Here is an 18440-nt window from a genome sequence, read left to right on the forward strand (position 1 = left end):
TTTTAATTTGCAAGATAATCAAAACAAATAATATGCTAAATATGTTTTATTATACTTGTATCGACCAATTGATAACAATTAAGTTCCTGTAATAATATTCACTTTCACATCAAGTTTTAAAAGAATAATATATAATCTAATTTTTATCTATTTCATTTAAGTTATTTTAACCATAATTTTGATTAAAAGAATAAGGTTTAACGAGAAATTACATGTTAAGAAAAACAGTTATATTAATTTTTATTTTAATTGGAAGTTTATTAATTATTTACAATTGTGACACAACCGAACCAAATAAAGCAATTCTTGAACTGCAGCTTGAAGATGCAAGCTGTACAGAAGTATGGCTTACCCTTAAAACAAATAATTTACAAATACCAGCAAATATAAATCTGTTTGTTAATGAAAAGAATAAGAGAACAATAAGATTAAATGAAGTTGATACAGTATTATATGTAGATTCATTACTGCCAAACCAAACGTATAATATTTATACAACAGTTGAAAAGCAATTGGGTTTAAGTAACAAAATACAAGTAACAACATTAGATACAACAAGCCATAATATTACATGGCAAACATTTTTATTTGGAGAACATTCTAGTAGTGTTCTTTATGATGTCGCAGTTATTGATGAAAACAACATTTGGGCTGTTGGTGAAATTTATATGAATGACTCGCTTGGCAATTCTGACCCCCACGCTTACAACGTCGCGCATTGGGATGGACGGAGCTGGGAATTAAAACGGACAATGTTTTACACCATTTGCGGGCAATTAAGTTTATCATCATATCCAGCTAATACAATATTTGCATTTAGTGATAATGATATTTGGATTGCAGGCGGAGGTAGACAATTAGTTCGAATTAAAGGAATAAGTCAAATAGATAAAATTTGTCTTCCTTTTTCGATGGTGATTAACAAACTCTGGGGAGCATCAAATAAAGATATATATGCAGTAGGAAATGGAAGCCCAATTGCACATTATAATGGCTATTGGGAGAAAACGGAAACTAGTACTGCACTGCCTTTTCAAGATATATGGGGAAGTAAAAAGATTAAAGAAAATGATTTTAAAATTTTATGCGTTGCCTCAGACAAATATGAGGGACATGGCCCAGAAGTTTACGAGATTAAAAATAATTTAATTATACCTCAAATGCTTGAAGGTTTACCTTGGAGCATAAGCTCAGTCTGGTTCAAAAATGAGTTAAAAACCTATATTGTTGGGGATGGTATATATATTCAAAATCCATATTCTGCAAATAAAACATGGAAAAATGTAAATAATAATATTTCTTCTTACTATATGCATACAATAAGAGGTAACGATGTTAATGACATTTTTATTGGAGGTGCCGGAGGAGAAATTGTTCATTTTAATGGTGTTACCTGGAAAACCTATAAAAATGATGGAGTTCCAAATTTTTACGGAAATTATTTATCTGTATCAGTAAAAGAGAATATAGTTTGCTTTGTAGGAAATTATATTGATGATAAAGTAAAAGCAATAATAACAATAGGTAGAAGATAAAATTTTAATAGCACAAAGATTGTCTATTATATTTTATGAATTATATCATTATGATTTCTTCGACCACTTGATATACTTTAAATATATATTACCATATAGATAGACAGTAAAATCAAAACAAATAATATGCTAAATACAAATACTCTTTATAACTTTAAAAAGTTAAAATGGAGTGCTTGTGGAATATCAAAGAATAAGCTGCAATTTATTTGATCGATTGGAAAATCTTGCATTATCAAAATCAAAAGTTAAAATAAAATATCTTACCGAAAATCAAATAACCGAAGAAATTGAAGGAATAATTCAAAATATATTTTCCGAAAACAAAGCAGAGTTTTTGTCAGTAAATAATGTAAAAATCAGATTAGATAAAATTCAATCAATTATAAATTCATAGAAAATTTTATGAATCCCGAAATTAAAAATTTCTTTTATCCAAATTCAATTTGTATTGCCGGAGCTTCATCTAAAGAAAAAAGTATTGGTTATGAAATTCTGCGATCGATAAAGGATAATAATTATACCGGTAAAATATTTCCGGTAAATCCAAAATCAGAAAGCATTTTAGGATTTAAATGTTATAAAACAATTTCTGATATTTCCGAAAATATTGATTTGGCAATAATTGTTATGCCAAAAATATTTGTTGAAAATTCAATTGATGAATTAATTCAGAAAAAAGTTAAATCAATAATTTTAATTACAGCGGGATTTAAAGAAACCGGCGAAGAAGGAAAAATTCATGAAGAAATAATTCTTAAAAAAGTTAGAGAAAACAATATAAGATTGGTTGGCCCAAACTGTATGGGCTTAATCAACACTTTGGAAAATGTAAAGCTAAATGCTACGTTCGTTGCAGAAAAACCTCAAACCGGAAGCATTGCTTTTCTTTCGCAAAGCGGAGCGCTTGGTGCAGCAGTTCTAAATTCTTTGCGTGAAACAAATATTAAATTTGCTCATTTTATAAGTGTTGGAAACAAAGCTGATATTTCTGAAAATGATATTCTTCAATTCTGGCTGGAGGATGAAAATGTTAAAGTTATCACAATGTATCTGGAAAGTTTTGAAAATGGGTTCCTATTTCTAAATATTTTAAATTCTGCAAAAGCAAGAAAACCAGTAATAATTTTAAAAGCCGGTAAAACCAAAGCCGGAATGAAAGCCGCAAGCTCGCACACCGGAGCTTTGAGCAGTAATGATAAAATTGTTGATTCACTTCTAAATCAATTTGGAATTATTAGAGCAAAAAATTTAAATGAATTATTCAACACTGCAAAAGGATTTGAAAACTTTCCTATTCCCAAAGGAAAAAATATTGCTGTAATTACAAATGCCGGCGGACCCGCAATTTTAGCTGTTGATAAATTAGAAGAAAGAAATTTAAATCTCGCGCAAATTTCAGAAAGTACAAAAAGTAAATTAAGAGAAATTGTTCATCCGGAAGGAAGTGTAAATAACCCAATAGATTTGCTGCCCGGCGGTAATCCGGAAATTTATAAAAGTGCAATTGAAATAATTCTTCAAGATGAAAATGTAGATGCGGTAATTTCAATTTTTGTAGAACCAGTAATGGTAAATGCATTTGAAGTTATTGAATCCGTAAATTCCATAAAGTCAGAAAAACCAATTTATCAAGTTTGCATGCCTTTGCCGGAATTTTGGGAAAAGTATAAATCTGAATCTCAAACAAAATTACCAATATTTAGAAATCCGGAAGATCCGGTTGAAATAATTTCCAACATTTTGTTTTTTGAAGAAAAGAAAAATGTTAAATATAATTTTGCCGAAAAAAATATAAACTATTTAAATAAATTTGATGAAAGAAAATTTCTCGATCAGAATCAAATTTCTGAACTTTGCAGAAAATATAATATTCCTATTGTTGAACAAAAATTATTGAACGAAACTGAAATTGTATCTTCTAAATTTTCATTCCCAATTGTTATAAAAGGCATATCCGATAAGGCAATTCACAAATCTGAATTAAACGCAGTAAAGTTAAATATCAAAAATTATGATGAATTAAAATCTGCAATTGATGAAATAAAATCATCATTCCAAAAAAATAATATTGAAGTTGAAAAGTTTTTAATTCAGCCATTTATAAAAACCAAACATGAAATATTAATTGGTGGATTTAGAGATTCATCATTTGGACCAATAATAATATTTGGTTTCGGCGGAAAGTACGTTGAAGTTTTTGAAGACACGAAAATTAAATCTGCATATTTAAATGAAAATGATTTAAACCAAATAATTGAGGCAACAAAAATCGGGAAAATTCTAAAAGGTGTGCGCAGTGAAAAAAGTTTGGATTTAGAAAAGTTGAAAAATATAATTTCAGCATCTGCAAAAATGTTGATTGAAAATGAAGAAATTTTAGAGTTTGATTTTAATCCAATTATTGTTGATGAACAAAATAATCTATTTGCAGTTGATGTAAGAATTGGTTTTGTGCAATAAAATAAACTTCAATTAAACTATTTTGAGTTGAAAATATGAATGAAATTTATTCCACAAATGATTACAAATCTTTCATTATTGTTTTGAAAGATAGAATTCGTTCGGCTCAATATGAAGCTCTGAAAGCCGTTAATAAAGAGTTAATAAATCTTTATTGGGATATTGGAAAAATGATTGTTGAGCAGCAAGAAAAGAAAAGCTGGGGAAAATCAATTGTTGAAAATATTGCGTTAGATTTACAATCGGAGTATCCGGGACTTAATGGATTCTCGGCTGCAAATCTTTGGAGAATGAGAATATTTTATATTGAATATAAAGATGATGAAATTCTCGCACCATTAGTGCGAGAAATTAGTTGGACAAAAAACATCGTAATTTTCGAAAAATGTAAAGATTCGTTGGAAAGAGAATTTTACATTAAAATGACTAAAAAATTTGGCTGGTCTAAAAATGTTTTAATTCACCAAATTGAAAATCAATCGTATGAAAAATATTTAACCAACCAAACAAATTTCGATAAAACCTTATCAACAAAATATAAAAACCAAGCTAAATTGGCAGTGAAAGATGAATATACTTTTGATTTTCTCGAATTAGTTGAAGAGCATTCCGAGCACGAACTTGAAACTTCTTTGGTAAACAATATCAGAAAATTCCTAATAGAAATGGGCGGATATTTTACATTTGTTGGTAATCAATATAGATTGGAAATTGGGGGCGAAGAATTTTTTATTGATCTTCTTTTATTCCATAGAAAACTTAAATGTTTGGTTGCAATTGAATTAAAAATTGGAAAATTTATTCCGGAATATGCCGGCAAAATGCAATTTTATTTATCTGTGTTAAATGATAAAGTAAAACTTCAAGATGAAAATCCATCAATTGGAATAATTATATGTAAAGAAAAAAACAGATTAGTTGTTGATTATGCTTTGAAAGATAATAATCAGCCAATTGGTGTTTCCGAATATAAAATAACAAATCGCTTGCCTAAAAATTTAAAGGAATATTTACCATCAACGAGTGAAATAAAAGATAAAATAAAAGAGTTGGATTTGCAGTAACAGTAATAAATTTTTAAAATATTTATTTACAAAAATCGTTTTTACAAATAAATATTTTTTAAAAGTTTCAAATCATTATTTTTGCAAAACACAAAAAGATAATTTTATGAAAATAGCATTTGCATCAAGTGAAATAATTCCGTTTGCAAAAACCGGCGGACTTGGAGAAGTAAGCGGAACTTTGCCAATTGAATTAGCAAAATTAGGTCATGAAGTAAAAGTCTTTATGCCGAAATATTATCAAGTGAATGAACACGAATATGGTCATCATTATGATAGCTTAATTGGAGAAATGAAAATTTCCACGAGCGGTTATCAGCATAGCGTTCATGTTTTTTATGGTAAACTTCCGCATTCAAATGTAGATGCATATTTTGTGCATTATCCAAATTATTTTCATAGAAGTAAAATATATACGGAAGATTGGGATGAAGATGAACGATTTATTCTTTTCTCAAAAGCCGTAATTCAAATTATGCAAAAGCTCGGCTGGGCGCCGGATATTGTTCACGCAAATGATTGGCAAACCGGATTGCTTCCGGTTTTTCTAAAGGAAAATTATAGTTGGGATAGTTTATTTCACAAAACAAAAACAGTTTTTACAATTCATAATATTGGCTATCAAGGAAGATTTTCACTTGAATCTTACAAGCGCGCAGAATTACCGAAACATCTGTACGAAAATAATGGAATTTTGATTCACGAAAATGATTCAAACTTTTTGAAAGCAGCAATTTTATATTCGGATGTAATAAATACGGTCAGTGAAACTTATGCAAAGGAATTGCTTACTCCGGAATACGGTGCCGGAATGTATAATTATTTATTGCAAAGATATAATGATTATTACGGAATAATAAACGGCGTCGATTACGAAGTTTGGAATCCGGAAGTTGATAAATATATTCCGCATAAATATTCGATGAATGATTTGAGCGGTAAAATTAAAAACAAAGAATTTCTGCTAAATAAATTAGGAATACCGTTCAATCAAAATATTCCTTTGTTTGGAATTGTTTCAAGATTGGTCTCTCAAAAAGGTGTAGATATTTTGGTAGAAGCACTGCCGCAATTATTAAATATGGATGCACAATTTGTTCTTTTAGGAAGTGGACCAAAATATTATGAAGATATTTTTAGAGATTTAATTCAACTTTATCCGTATAAAATAGGAGCATATTTTGCTTACAGTGAGGAAATTGCACATCAAATTGAAGCTGGTGCAGATATATTTTTAATGCCTTCCCAATATGAACCTTGCGGATTAAATCAAATTTATTCATTGAAATACGGAACAGTTCCAGTTGTTAGAAAAACCGGTGGACTTGCAGATACTGTTCAAGATTGGAATGAATATAATGAATTTGGTCAACCGATTGGAAACGGATTTTCATTTTATGAATATTCTGCAAACGCATTAATTCAATCGGTAAAAAGAGCAATAAATGATTTTCACAATAAACCCGTTTGGCATCAAATACAAATGAACGGAATGATAAAAGATTATTCGTGGGAAACTTCTGCAAAGAAATATGTTGAGTTATATAAAAAGGCTTTGGCAAAATAATTTTTGATAAAAATATTTTTCCAATAAATCTAAAATTATTCTATTAACCGAAACGAATAACCATTCTCTTTTAACTTATTTATCAGTTCATCCAAATTGAAATAAAATTTGTCGGTTCTATCCGGATGAGTTCCAACATGAAATAATAAAATTGTACCGTTTAATCCATTTGAAGATTTATTTTCAAAATCTAAAATCTTGTTAAATATTTGCTCACTTGAAAAATACTTTTCATTCATATTCGGAGTTGTGTAATCTGCATTTGAATAAGCTCCAGGTGTAAAATTTATTAAAGTAAGTCCAAGTTCATTTGTCCATTTACTTATTTCGGAATTATACCATTCATAAGGCGGTAAAAACAATTTTGCGTTTTCTTTTGTAATTCCAAATTTTTCCATTTCCGCATAATTATTTTTTAGATCAGAAATAAATTCATCTTTTGTTATTAATAACGAATCTCTGTTTTGCCAATCTGCGTATAACAAATGTTTATCGGAATGAGCGCCGAGATAATTTCCATTTTGTTTTAATTTGTAAATCAGATTTTCATTTTCGGGATTTCGATAAAAATCTCCGGTAAAAAAGAAGTGTGCATTAATTGTATTTCGCTTCAATAAATCAGCAATAAAATTTCCGCCGTCGTTATAATCACCACCGGTAAAAACTAAATGTATAATTTTATTTGATGTATCACCTCGAATTATTCCACCATTATCATAAATATAATTTTGATTTTTTGAATCAGTTAAGTTTTCCATTGAAGACAAATAATATGATAAACTTGCTGTTCCATCCATCGTTGGCTCGTTAGTTGAGTAATCTCCGTAATCATCATGATAAACAGCTAAGTCTGATTGAAATTCTGAATATTCATCTTCAGCATATAATTTTAATCCGCGCAATCTATTAAATATTGAAGTATAAACCGGACCATCAACTAAACCTCCATCTATTTTATAATTAAATGCGGCAGTAAATGCAGAATGCGGATCAGCGGGGAAATCGGAATATTTCGGAAAACCGACAATCATACTTGTTCCCCAAGGATTGCATCCAAATAACCAATCTCTTAAAGAAGCTTCCATTTCTTCGTAAGAATTATCTCCGGTTAATTTATTGTAAAGATTTATTTGTGTTAATATTGCAACAACCAAATTGTTTGAGCACCAAATAAACGGAACTCCGAAAAAGTATGGATTTGAAATTCCTTTTTGATAAATGTTCTCAATTCCTTTGTGTAAAAAATTGATAAACTTATTTTTTGAAATACTGTCTTGCAATTCTGCGTTTAGGAAATGTCCTAAATTTACAAACGGATACCATTGATAATGCCGAGCAGTATCTGCACCCATCCATGGAGTAAATTGCTCAATTTCGCCCCAATAATTTGATTCATCTAAATATTTATTACTTGAAAAAGTTTTTGATAATTGAGCTGCAGCAAGTTCCAAATCATCAACATAATTATCTTCTTCATAAAAATATGGTGAAACGTTGCATGCAGTTTGACAAACGCCTAAATCTGTTTTCGCAAACTCAAATGCATCTATAGATTTTTGTTTTATTTTTTCAGAAAATTTTGGGTAATATTTTTTTAACAAATCTGAACCAAGCGCAAATGATGATGCAAACTTTGCGGCGGTTGATGAAACTCCCGTTGTTCTATTTTTGTACTTTGCTAAACCTTGTGATTTTCCGGTAACAAAATAAACTGGTCGTTCCAAATTTTTTCCATAACTTACGGAATCCAAAGTCGGCAAAGTAAATTTTCTATGATCTCTATCATCGGCAATTTGATTATACATAATTCCATATTCGGGATTCATTTTATCGAGCCAATCCAATCCCCATTTTGCTTCATCTAAAATATCGGGAATTCCATTTTTCCCGGGATTCCCATTTTTATCAAATTCATCTTTAAATACTTTTGGATTTTGCTGATACCCAAATAACATTTGATAAGTTGCATTTGCAGAAGTTGTAACATATTGCAAATAATCGGAAGCATCATGCCAGCCGCCGATAACATCAATGTGAGTAGAATCTAAATTTGGATGATCAACAATAAATCCATCATGAACATGACAAGAATCTTTTAAAAATGGATTGTAACCGCATCTTTGTTGTCGCATATATTTCAAAATAAAATCTGCGGAACCATTATAAATATTTTCACCAATCACAAAATTTGGTGAAGTTATTTCATTTACTTTTATATAAAAAGTTCCGGATTCTTTGAAATCAGAAAAATATAATCTGTAATTTTTTTTGAATGCCGCACACTCATCAAAATTATTAATTTTATTTCCGGTGTACACAACTTTTTCAGTTAACAATTCTATAATTTCAAACTTCTCAAATTCAATTTCAACTTTGCTGGAAAGCACCGCAACCTTTACGGAATTTGGTTTATATCCCAATTGGTTTATTCTAATCCAGCTTTTTGAATATAAAGGTTTGCACAAAAGTGCAGAAACGAAAAGCATAAAATAAATTTTTTTCATAATGATGTAATTTAATGAAACATGTTATGTGATTTTACAGATAATTCAATTTTCTAAATTAAAAGTTCATTTTTGAAACTCTTAAAATTCTCTATAATTGATTATCTTAACCGCATAAAAAAATAATAAATAAAAAATTGGGGCAAAAATGTTTATTGGGAGAATTATGATTTTTCTTAGTTCAATACTTTTAATTTCGGCGTGCAATCAAAATACAAAAACAGAGAAAGTAGAAAATCCATTTTTAACCGAATGGAAAACTCCGTTTGGAACTCCGCCATTTGATGAAATAAAAAATGATCATTATTTACCGGCGTATAAAGAAGCTTTAAAAATTCACGATGAAGAAATTCTACAAATTATTAATAATACCGAAAAACCAAATTTTGAAAATACAATTGTTGCTTTGGATCAATCCGGTGAATTGCTGAAAAAAGTGAATCGTGTTTTTTCTGCTATGGAAGAATCAATGAGCGGCGAAGAAATTCAAAAAATATCTGAAGAAATTACTCCGGTTTTAGCAAAACATGAAGATGATATTAATCTAAATGAAAAGTTATTTACAAAAGTGAAAGAGGTTTATGATAACAGAGAAAATATCAATTTAAATACAGAACAGCAAAAATTATTGGAATTATATTACAAAGATTTTGTTCGCGGCGGAATAAATTTAGATGAAAAACAAAAAATTGAATTCAGAAAAATAAATGAAGAATTGGCTTTGCTAAATCTGAAATTTGGAGATAATGTTTTAAAGGAAACAAATAAATTTGAATTAATAATTGAAGATAAAAATGATTTGGATGGACTTCCGGAAAGTGTAATTTCCGCAGCAGCAGAAACCGCAAAAGAAAATGGTAAACCAAATAAATGGATTTTTACACTTCAAAAGCCAAGCATGATTCCGTTTTTACAATATTCTACAAAAAGAAATTTTAGAGAAAAAATTTACAAAGCATATTATACTCAAGGTGATAATAACGATTCTCTTGACAATAAAAATTTAATTATAAAAATTGCAAACTTAAGATTGCAGCGAGCAAAAATTCTTGGATATAAAAATCATGCTGAATATGTGCTCGAAGAACAAATGGCAAAAACTCCCGAAAATGTTTATGATTTGCTAAATAAACTTTGGAAACCGGCATTGAAAAGAGCTACAACTGAAAGAGACGAAATGCAGAAATTAATTTTTGCGGAAGGAAATAATTTTAAGTTGGAAGCTTGGGATTGGTGGTATTATGCGGAAAAAGTTAAAAAAGCAAAATATGATTTGGATGAAGAACAATTGCGTCCGTATTTCAAAGTGGAAAATGTAATTAACGGAGTTTTTGGATTAGCAACAAAATTATGGGGAATTCAGTTTGAGGAACGAAATGATATTCCAAAATATCATCCCGATGTAAAAGTTTTTGAAGTGAAAGAAAAAGATGGAAATCATATTGGAATTTTATACACGGATTATTTTCCGCGGGCAAGCAAACGCGGCGGCGCTTGGATGGATGAATTCCGCAGACAATTTAAAAAAGATGGAAAAATGATTTCGCCGATAATTTATAATGTTGGAAATTTTTCTAAACCAACTTCCGGCAAACCGGCGCTTTTAAGTTTGGATGAAGTTAATACATTATTTCATGAATTTGGTCATGCGCTTCATGGATTGCTTTCAAACTGTACTTATGAATCAGTTGCGGCAACTGAAACTCCGAGAGATTTTGTAGAGTTTCCATCTCAAGTAATGGAAAATTGGGCTTTGCATCCAGATGTTTTAAAAACTTATGCAAAACATTTTAAAACCGAAGAAACAATTCCGGATGAATTAATTAATAAATTAGAAAATGCAAAATTGTTTAATCAAGGATTTGAAACAGTAGAATATTTAGCCGCATCATTTTTGGATATGGATTGGCACACAATTTCTGAAGAAAAAAATATTAATGTTGATCAATTTGAAAAAGAATCAATGAATAAAATTGGATTAATTGGAGAAATTATTCCCAGATACAGAAGTACATATTTCCGACATATTTTTTCTGGATCTTATTCATCCGGATATTACAGCTATATTTGGTCGGCGGTTTTGGATTCGGATGCGTTTGATGCTTTTGTAAATTCCGGAAATGTTTATAATCCGGATTTAGCAAATAAATATAGACAATTTATTTTAGCTTCCGGCGGTTCGGAAGATTCAATGGAATTATACAGAAAATTTAGAGGTTCCGATCCATCAATAAATCCGTTGCTTAACAAAAGAGGGTTGAATTAAAATCAAAAGTTAAAAATATAAAATCAAAATTTTTTAGAGAAATATTTTCACTATTTTATCAATTATTGATTTGTTTATAATGATAACATTTAATTTTATAGTTGATATTTTTGAATTTTACGGCATTTAATGGAATTTATCACAGAATTATATAATAAAATAACCCAGAGATTTAGCCCGCAAGCTTTTCTAGTTTTTTCGTTTTTTTCGGCTATAATTGTTGGAAGTATTTTATTAATGCAGCCGTTTTCTTTACAAGGAAAAGAAATTTCGTTTATTGATTCATTATTTACTGCCGCATCTGCAACATGTGTAACGGGATTAACCGTTGTTGATACCAGCACACACTTTTCCTTAATTGGAAAAATCATTTTACTATTTTTAATGCAAATTGGCGGAATTGGTGTAATGTCATTTTCCGTACTTTTCCTTTTTTTTCTAAAAGGCAAATTTGGAATTGGAAGCAGAGAAATAATTCAAGAAACAATTTCATTCTTTAATACGATAGATATTAATTCACTATTAAAATCTGTTTTCATTTTTACTTTTACAATTGAATCAATAGGAGCAGTACTTCTAACATTTAGATTTCTTTTTTATCTGCCATTTGAAGATGCTTTGTTTGCCGGAATATTTCATTCAATTTCTGCATTCTGTAATGCCGGATTCAGTAATTTTTCAAACAATCTTGCTGATTACCGGTCTGATTATTTTATAAACATTGTTATTTCACTACTTATTTTCTTTGGAGGAATTGGATTTATTGTTTTATATGAATTAAAAAATATGTTTGGGAAAAGATTTTCGTTTTCAAAATTATCTTTACATTCTAAAGTTGTATTAGAAATTTCCGGAGCTTTAATTATAATTGGAGCAATATTTATTTTTATTTTTGAGTATGATGTTTCTATGAAAGAAATGGATTTACCAACAAAAATTATTGCGTCAATTTTTCATTCAATAAGTTCACGTACCGCTGGTTTTAATACAATTGATATATATAATTTTTCGATGCCGTCTTTATTTATTTTAATAAGTTTAATGTTTATCGGTGCTTCACCGGCATCAACCGGCGGTGGAGTAAAAACAACTACAATTGCAGTTATTATTTCTTTTATTCGTTCCAGAGTTAGAGATTCTAGAAACGTAAACATAAAATTTAACACCTTGCCTTTTAGAGTAATATCTAAAACAATTGTTATTTTGGTTTTTGCAATTACAATTGTTGTAGTTTCGGCATTTCTTTTAACAATAATAGAGATGGAACATCTGCCATTTAATGCACATGGAGAAAGATTTTTGCAAATTTATTTTGAGGTTGTTTCGGCGTTTGGTACAGTTGGATTATCAACCGGAATAACAGCCGAATTATCTATTTTTGGAAAAACATTAATAATTTTTCTAATGTTTGCCGGAAGAGTTGGCCCTTTAACAATTGCATCAATTATTGGATCTAAAGAAGCTGTAGATATTAGATACGCAGAAGATAATATTTTAGTAGGATAATTAAATGAAAAACATAGCAATTATTGGTTTAAGCAGTTTTGGTTATTACTTGTGTGAAGCACTTAATGAACACGGATTTAATTTAATGGCAATTGACCTTAAACCAGATCTTGTAAATCAAGTAAAGCCATTTGTTAGAAAAGCTGTTATTGGTGATGCAAGAGATAAAAATTTTTTAATGCAGCTTGGAATTTCAGATTTTGATACTGTAATTATTTCCGTTGGAAGTAAAATGGATACAAGTATTTTAATCACATTATACATGAAAGAATTAAAAATAAGCGAAATTATTGCAAAAGCAATAAATGAAGATCATGCAAAAATTTTAGAAAAAATTGGTGCAACACGAATTATTTTTCCCGAAAGAGATATGGGAATTAGAATGGCGCACACAATTGCATCTCCCAACTTTTTAGAATTTATTCCGCTTACGGAAGGTTTTAGTTTGATTGAAGTTAGCCCAACAAGAGAATGGATTGGCAAAAAACTAAAAGAAGTTGATTTACGAAAAAAATACAAAGTTCAAATTTCAATGGTACGTGAAATTATTCCCGAGCGAGTTGTAATTCCCGATGGAGAATTTGTATTTAAAGATAGCGATATTCTTTATATAATTGGAGATAACAGAAGTATAAGTGCATTACAAGACGATTTATCATGAAAATAAAAACCCTCAAAAAAGAGGGTTTTTTTAATGTGCACCCTGGGGGACTCGAACCCCGAACCAATTGATTAAGAGTCAACTGCTCTACCAACTGAGCTAAGGATGCGGGGTAAAAATACGGAAATTCTGTTAATCAAAAAAATGAAAGTTTGAATTTTACATTTCTCAAAATCTCTCAAAGTTTTCTCCTCAATCTTAGTTGAAATAAAATTATATTTTCATCATAAAATTTTGAGATTTTCAAAACACATTTTAATTTCCGGCATTAACATGAAAAATACACACAGAAGATATAACCCATTGACAGATGAGTGGATTCTTGTTTCGCCAAATAGAACTCAAAGACCTTGGCAAGGACAAAACGAAACTCAGCAAAATTTAGAAAAACCAAATTATGATCCGACTTGTTATTTGTGTCCAAATAATACGAGATCAAATGGTGAAAAAAATCCAGATTACACAAGCACATTTGTATTTGTGAATGATTTCAGTTCGCTTACGATGAATAGCGAAAAGGGAAATCTCAATATTAATAATTTAATTAAAGCAGAAAGTGAAAATGGGATTTGCAAAGTTGTATGTTTTTCTCCACATCATAATAAAACTTTAACTGAACTGAATTTAGATGAAATAAAAAATGTGGTTACAACTTGGCAAAATGAATATGATAAAATTGGAAAAAATAGTGAAATAAATTATGTACAAATTTTTGAAAATAAAGGTTCGGTAATGGGCGCAAGCAATCCTCATCCGCACGGACAAATATGGGCGCAGCATACAATACCAATGGAGCCGCAAAAAGAACAAAATAATTTTCTGAAATATTACGAAGTTCACAAATCAACAATTCTGCAAGAATACCTAAAAATTGAAATTGAAAAACAAGAGAGAATAGTTTTTGAAAATTCCAGCTTTATAATTGTTGTTCCTTTTTGGGCGGTTTGGCCATTTGAAACAATGATAATTTCAAAAAATCATATAACCAATTTACTTGAATTTAACGAACAGACTAAAACAGATTTTGCGGAAAGTATAAAAGTAATTTCTACAAAATATGATAAAATATTTAATGTGTCGTTTCCATATTCTTCGGGAATTCATCAATCGCCAACCGATGGAAAACTTCACAAAGAATGGCATTTACACATGCATTTTTATCCGCCGTTATTACGCTCGGCAACAATTAAAAAATTTATGGTTGGATATGAAATGTTGGCAAATCCCCAAAGAGATATCACAGCGGAAAGTGCTGCAGAATTGTTAAGAAAATTATAATTATAAATTTGGATTAAAATGGAATTTGAAATTCTTAAAGATTTGAAAAATAATTTTTATAAAATTTATGAAAACAATATTGATGAAATAAATTATCAAACAGAGCGATATAAAAACTATTAGAAAATTTTGAAATTACATTTGGTGAAGAAAAAAATATTTCAATTATAAGCACGCCCGGAAGAACTGAATTAAGCGGAAATCACACAGACCACAACGGTGGAAAGGTAATAGCCGCAAGCATAAATTTAGATACGGTAATTGCTTTTGCAAAATCAGAAAATGTAATTTCTATTAAATCTGACAAATATGATGAAATTTTCAACGTTGATTTGAACAATCTTTCTCCGCAAGAAAATGAAATTGGAACAACAAATTCTTTAATTCGCGGAATTGCTGCGGAATTTGTAAATCGCGGATATAAAATCGGCGGATTTAATGCAACACTTACAAGCAATGTTTTACAAGGTTCCGGGTTAAGTTCATCAGCTTCAATTGAAGTTGCAATTGGTTCGGTTTTAAATTTTCTATACAACAATAATGAAATTCCGGCTCACGTTATTGCGCAGATTGGTCAATTTGCAGAAAACAAATTTTTCGGAAAACCTTGCGGACTAATGGATCAAACAGCTTGTGCAGTTGGCGGAATTATTAAAATAGATTTTGCCGATAATAAAAATCCGGTAATTCAAAAAGTTAATTTTAAATTAGAAGAATTTGAATATAAAATAATTGTTGTTGATACCGGCGGAACTCATCAAAATTTAACAGATGATTATGCGGCAATTCCAAAAGAGATGAAAGAAGTCGCAAACTTTTTTAACAAAGAAAAATGTTCGGAAATTAATCTCGATTTATTTTTAGCAAATATTAATGAATTAAGAAAATCTATAAATGATAGATCTATTTTGCGTGCTTATCATTTTTTGACGGAAAATATTAGAGTTGATGAACAAATAAATTCGCTAGAAAATAATGACTTAAATCAATTTTTAAGTTTGGTCACTAAATCCGGAAATTCATCTTATAAATTTCTTCAAAATATTTATTCAACAAAAAATATTGAAGAACAGCCAACTTCATTGGCTTTGGCAATTACGGAAAATTATTTAAATAAAATCGGCGAAGGCTCTTGCCGAATTCACGGAGGCGGATTTGCCGGAACAATTCAAGTTTTTCTTCCTCAAAAAAATGTGAAAGAATATCAGCAAATTATGCAAAAAATATTCGGCAATAATTCTGTTAACATTATAAATATCCGTCAATTTGGTTCTGTATTAATGTTATAATTTTTATTGTGATTTTTATAATACATTATCAAAGTTACTGCAAATAATATTTGCACAAGAAAATTTACGCCGCTGTAAATACTGAGAGGAAAAGTATAATCAGTCTGGTATATCAAAAAGTATGAATATCCGAAAGCCTTAACAAATATTGTTATGTTTAAAATTGTAAACGGATCTTTTAGCAATTCATCAATTTTTTCCAAATCAATACTATTTATAGAAAGCTGAAAATAAACTACTGCAATAAATAATATTGCAGCAGCATGAATTGTATCAAGTTTATCAATAAAATGAACAACCAAACCAATTAAGATTATAAAACTCCAAATTTTGTAATTAATCTTTTTACCCTTAATATTTTTCTTAATATTTAAAAGTATAATTACGAGCAGTGTAAATTCTATCATCAAATAAATATTCATAATTGGAAGATTTGATTTGCCCAAATTTACTCTGTAATACGTCATAAAAAATTGCGTAACCACAGCAATGGGAAGCCAAATATAAAAAACCAAAATAAATTCTTTATTTCTAATTCTTCCATTAAAGAGACCCAATATAAGAACCAATAAAAAAAGCGCATAGATAGAATAAACACTTAGTTCACGTAATAAAGACAAATATTCAGGCATTAGTATTTCCTATTCGCATTTTGGCGGGGGACAAGGATCGCCGGTTTGTAAACCTTTGCCAACCATTACACCGCTTGAATTATAAGCAGCCAACATTGAAACTTTTTGACCATTCTCGTCTGAACCTTGTACTACTCCTAATCTAACTACACTTTTTTTAGAAATTAATTCCAAAACTTGCTTTACATCAAAAGTTTCAATTGGGAAATGATTTTTGAAACGTCTTCCTTTTTCCTTCAAATTTTTTCTGTATTTCTCAAATTGTTCATTTTCAATTTTATGATTATGCGCATCTTTAAAAATGGATTCTTTCATTTTTTCTCCCTTTTTATTGGAGATTTAAGATGCAATTTTATTTCGATTTTGTAAAGCATAATTTTTATGATTTATTAAAAAGTAACATTCAAAATTTTATATATATTATTTAAATTGAATATAAATGTTAAGATAATCCAAATATTGTAAAATATAATTTACATTTTATAAAATATATAATTAAATTAAAAATAATTATAAAAATTTCTGAAATATTTGAAAAGAAAATTATTCAGCAAATATTCAGATGTTACAATCCATTTCTACTTAATAAAAATTCAATTTGAAAAATATATTTTTTTGTCTAATATATTATTTAATTGTTTGAAATAATTTCTTTATATTAAATTTTATTAAAAAGTAAAATATAATTTACATTATGGATATTATATTATCCTCAAATAGCAAAATTAAAGAAGATATTGCGTTGATAATTTTTATTGCGCGAAAATCTCTAAATTATAATCACGAACATTTATTAAAATTAACTAAAATAACCAGACCAGTTCTTTCCACAATAGAAAATGGAACCGCAAATCCGACTTTGGATTCACTCTTAAAATTAAAAACAGCATTAAAAATTAGTGATGAATTTATTTTAATGAATAAACTTAGGTTTTATTCCCTTAAAAATTTGCTGAAAAGTAATTATTCCAATTATTTGATAAATAATGGAAAATTATTGATTAACGAAAAAGATTGGAGAATTTTATCAAAACTTTCAGATGATTACACAAAACCCAGTTATTCTAAAATTGTTAAAATTTGCAGAAGAATTGTAGAAACAAATTTAAATTTAATGGATGAACAATTAATTCAGAACTGCACAATAGGTGCATCATTAGGTGTAATTTTTCAGTCCGACGGATTTGAAGATAATCTCAACTTTGGTTTTTGGCTGGGGAAAAACCTTTCATAAGTAAATTTTACAAATAATTATTTATTGACAAGTAAATTTAGATAACTTATATTTCGATAAATAACGAAATGAGTTATGCTGAAAAATAATACAAAAATATTTAAAGCTTTGTCTGATCCTAATAGATTAAGAATTTTAAAAATGCTTCAAGGTAAACTTCTTTGTGTTTGTGAAATTACCGATGTATTAAATTTAGCCGCTTCCACCGTTTCTAAACATTTAAGTATTTTAAAAGAGACCGGCTTTATTACTGAAATTAAAGATGGTAAATGGGTAAATTATCAAATTAATATTCATCCTTCTGATCCTAGAATTTCTTCCATTCTTTCAACTTTGGATTTCTGGATAGCAGATGATCAACAAATTATATACGATAAGCAAAAAGTAAAAATTGTTGATCGTAATATAGTTTGCTCAAGATAAAATTTTTTTGAATCAATG

15 protein-coding genes, 1 tRNA gene and 1 pseudogene are annotated in these 18440 nt (G+C 29.0%); 13 read left to right on the plus strand and 4 right to left on the minus strand.

Annotated features, from left to right (window positions below; all coding sequences use genetic code 11):
- The first annotated feature begins 212 nt into the window (after window positions 1-212).
- The 5 genes from IPH62_06875 to glgA all read left to right on the plus strand — a co-directional run bounded on the left by IPH62_06875 (window position 213) and on the right by glgA (window position 6629).
- A complete protein-coding gene (locus IPH62_06875) occupies window positions 213-1535 on the plus strand; it encodes a glucosyl transferase (GenBank protein ID MBK7104989.1) in 1323 nt (440 codons plus the stop codon).
- Between the two features lie 178 nt (window positions 1536-1713).
- Window positions 1714-1932, plus strand: a complete 219-nt coding sequence (locus IPH62_06880) for a hypothetical protein (GenBank protein MBK7104990.1) — start codon at window positions 1714-1716, stop codon at window positions 1930-1932.
- A gap of 8 nt (window positions 1933-1940) precedes the next feature.
- The gene (locus tag IPH62_06885) at window positions 1941-3998 is read left to right on the plus strand and encodes an acetate--CoA ligase family protein (protein ID MBK7104991.1); all 2058 of its coding nucleotides are present in this window, start codon (window positions 1941-1943) and stop codon (window positions 3996-3998) included.
- 35 nt (window positions 3999-4033) lie between these two features.
- Window positions 4034-5062 carry a DUF1016 family protein gene (locus tag IPH62_06890; protein MBK7104992.1) on the plus strand — a complete coding sequence of 343 codons (1029 nt, stop codon included), beginning with the start codon at window positions 4034-4036 and terminating at the stop codon, window positions 5060-5062.
- 106 nt (window positions 5063-5168) lie between these two features.
- Window positions 5169-6629: a glycogen synthase GlgA gene (glgA, locus tag IPH62_06895; GenBank protein MBK7104993.1), complete on the plus strand. Its 1461-nt coding sequence runs from the start codon at window positions 5169-5171 to the stop codon at window positions 6627-6629.
- A gap of 35 nt (window positions 6630-6664) precedes the next feature.
- On the opposite strand, the gene IPH62_06900 is transcribed toward glgA, so the two are convergent.
- A complete protein-coding gene (locus tag IPH62_06900) occupies window positions 6665-9133 on the minus strand; it encodes a glycoside hydrolase family 9 protein (GenBank protein MBK7104994.1) in 2469 nt (822 codons plus the stop codon).
- A 154-nt stretch (window positions 9134-9287) separates the two neighbouring features.
- On the opposite strand from IPH62_06900, the gene IPH62_06905 reads away from it, so the two are divergent.
- The 3 genes from IPH62_06905 (at window position 9288) to IPH62_06915 (ending at window position 13566) form a co-directional block, all read left to right on the plus strand.
- Window positions 9288-11399, plus strand: coding sequence for a M3 family metallopeptidase (locus tag IPH62_06905; protein MBK7104995.1), 2112 nt, complete (start codon window positions 9288-9290; stop codon window positions 11397-11399).
- 129 nt (window positions 11400-11528) lie between these two features.
- The gene (locus tag IPH62_06910) at window positions 11529-12905 is read left to right on the plus strand and encodes a hypothetical protein (GenBank protein ID MBK7104996.1); all 1377 of its coding nucleotides are present in this window, start codon (window positions 11529-11531) and stop codon (window positions 12903-12905) included.
- A gap of 4 nt (window positions 12906-12909) precedes the next feature.
- Window positions 12910-13566 (plus strand): TrkA family potassium uptake protein, encoded by a 657-nt coding sequence (locus IPH62_06915; protein MBK7104997.1) that lies wholly within the window; start codon window positions 12910-12912, stop codon window positions 13564-13566.
- 36 nt (window positions 13567-13602) lie between these two features.
- Here the strand turns inward: IPH62_06915 and IPH62_06920 are convergent.
- A tRNA-Lys gene (locus IPH62_06920) sits at window positions 13603-13675 on the minus strand.
- 164 nt (window positions 13676-13839) lie between these two features.
- Here IPH62_06920 and IPH62_06925 point away from each other — a divergent pair.
- From IPH62_06925 to IPH62_06935, 3 genes and pseudogenes are all read left to right on the plus strand, one after another.
- Window positions 13840-14844 carry a UDP-glucose--hexose-1-phosphate uridylyltransferase gene (locus tag IPH62_06925; protein MBK7104998.1) on the plus strand — a complete coding sequence of 335 codons (1005 nt, stop codon included), beginning with the start codon at window positions 13840-13842 and terminating at the stop codon, window positions 14842-14844.
- 134 nt (window positions 14845-14978) lie between these two features.
- Window positions 14979-15116 (plus strand): annotated as a pseudogene (locus IPH62_06930) (galactokinase family protein).
- A 60-nt stretch (window positions 15117-15176) separates the two neighbouring features.
- Window positions 15177-16133, plus strand: a complete 957-nt coding sequence (locus IPH62_06935; GenBank protein ID MBK7104999.1) for a galactokinase — start codon at window positions 15177-15179, stop codon at window positions 16131-16133.
- Here the strand turns inward: IPH62_06935 and IPH62_06940 are convergent.
- Both IPH62_06940 and IPH62_06945 read right to left on the minus strand, forming a co-directional pair.
- The gene (locus IPH62_06940) at window positions 16106-16765 is read right to left on the minus strand and encodes a hypothetical protein (protein ID MBK7105000.1); all 660 of its coding nucleotides are present in this window, start codon (window positions 16763-16765) and stop codon (window positions 16106-16108) included. The genes IPH62_06935 and IPH62_06940 overlap by 28 nt on opposite strands.
- A 9-nt stretch (window positions 16766-16774) precedes the next feature.
- Window positions 16775-17080, minus strand: a complete 306-nt coding sequence (locus tag IPH62_06945) for a hypothetical protein (protein ID MBK7105001.1) — start codon at window positions 17078-17080, stop codon at window positions 16775-16777.
- A gap of 379 nt (window positions 17081-17459) precedes the next feature.
- On the opposite strand from IPH62_06945, the gene IPH62_06950 reads away from it, so the two are divergent.
- Together IPH62_06950 and IPH62_06955 are read left to right on the plus strand one after the other, a co-directional pair.
- Window positions 17460-17999, plus strand: coding sequence for a helix-turn-helix transcriptional regulator (locus tag IPH62_06950; GenBank protein MBK7105002.1), 540 nt, complete (start codon window positions 17460-17462; stop codon window positions 17997-17999).
- A gap of 75 nt (window positions 18000-18074) precedes the next feature.
- Window positions 18075-18422: a winged helix-turn-helix transcriptional regulator gene (locus IPH62_06955; protein MBK7105003.1), complete on the plus strand. Its 348-nt coding sequence runs from the start codon at window positions 18075-18077 to the stop codon at window positions 18420-18422.
- The last annotated feature ends 18 nt before the right edge of the window (window positions 18423-18440 follow it).

This window comes from Ignavibacteriota bacterium (assembly GCA_016708125.1).
Taxonomy (GTDB): domain Bacteria; phylum Bacteroidota; class Ignavibacteria; order Ignavibacteriales; family Melioribacteraceae.

Bases quoted from the DNA above. Each gene is read 5' to 3' on its own strand.
- IPH62_06910 (MBK7104996.1), top strand. From the start codon at position 11,529: ATGGAATTTATCACAGAATTATATAATAAAATAACCCAGAGATTTAGC.
- IPH62_06885 (MBK7104991.1), top strand. From the start codon at position 1,941: ATGAATCCCGAAATTAAAAATTTCTTTTATCCAAATTCAATTTGTATT.
- IPH62_06955 (MBK7105003.1), top strand. From the start codon at position 18,075: ATGCTGAAAAATAATACAAAAATATTTAAAGCTTTGTCTGATCCTAAT.
- glgA (MBK7104993.1), top strand. From the start codon at position 5,169: ATGAAAATAGCATTTGCATCAAGTGAAATAATTCCGTTTGCAAAAACC.
- IPH62_06945 (MBK7105001.1), bottom strand. From the start codon at position 17,080: ATGAAAGAATCCATTTTTAAAGATGCGCATAATCATAAAATTGAAAAT.
- IPH62_06915 (MBK7104997.1), top strand. From the start codon at position 12,910: ATGAAAAACATAGCAATTATTGGTTTAAGCAGTTTTGGTTATTACTTG.
- IPH62_06940 (MBK7105000.1), bottom strand. From the start codon at position 16,765: ATGCCTGAATATTTGTCTTTATTACGTGAACTAAGTGTTTATTCTATC.
- IPH62_06890 (MBK7104992.1), top strand. From the start codon at position 4,034: ATGAATGAAATTTATTCCACAAATGATTACAAATCTTTCATTATTGTT.
- IPH62_06875 (MBK7104989.1), top strand. From the start codon at position 213: ATGTTAAGAAAAACAGTTATATTAATTTTTATTTTAATTGGAAGTTTA.
- IPH62_06900 (MBK7104994.1), bottom strand. From the start codon at position 9,133: ATGAAAAAAATTTATTTTATGCTTTTCGTTTCTGCACTTTTGTGCAAA.
- IPH62_06950 (MBK7105002.1), top strand. From the start codon at position 17,460: ATGGATATTATATTATCCTCAAATAGCAAAATTAAAGAAGATATTGCG.
- IPH62_06925 (MBK7104998.1), top strand. From the start codon at position 13,840: ATGAAAAATACACACAGAAGATATAACCCATTGACAGATGAGTGGATT.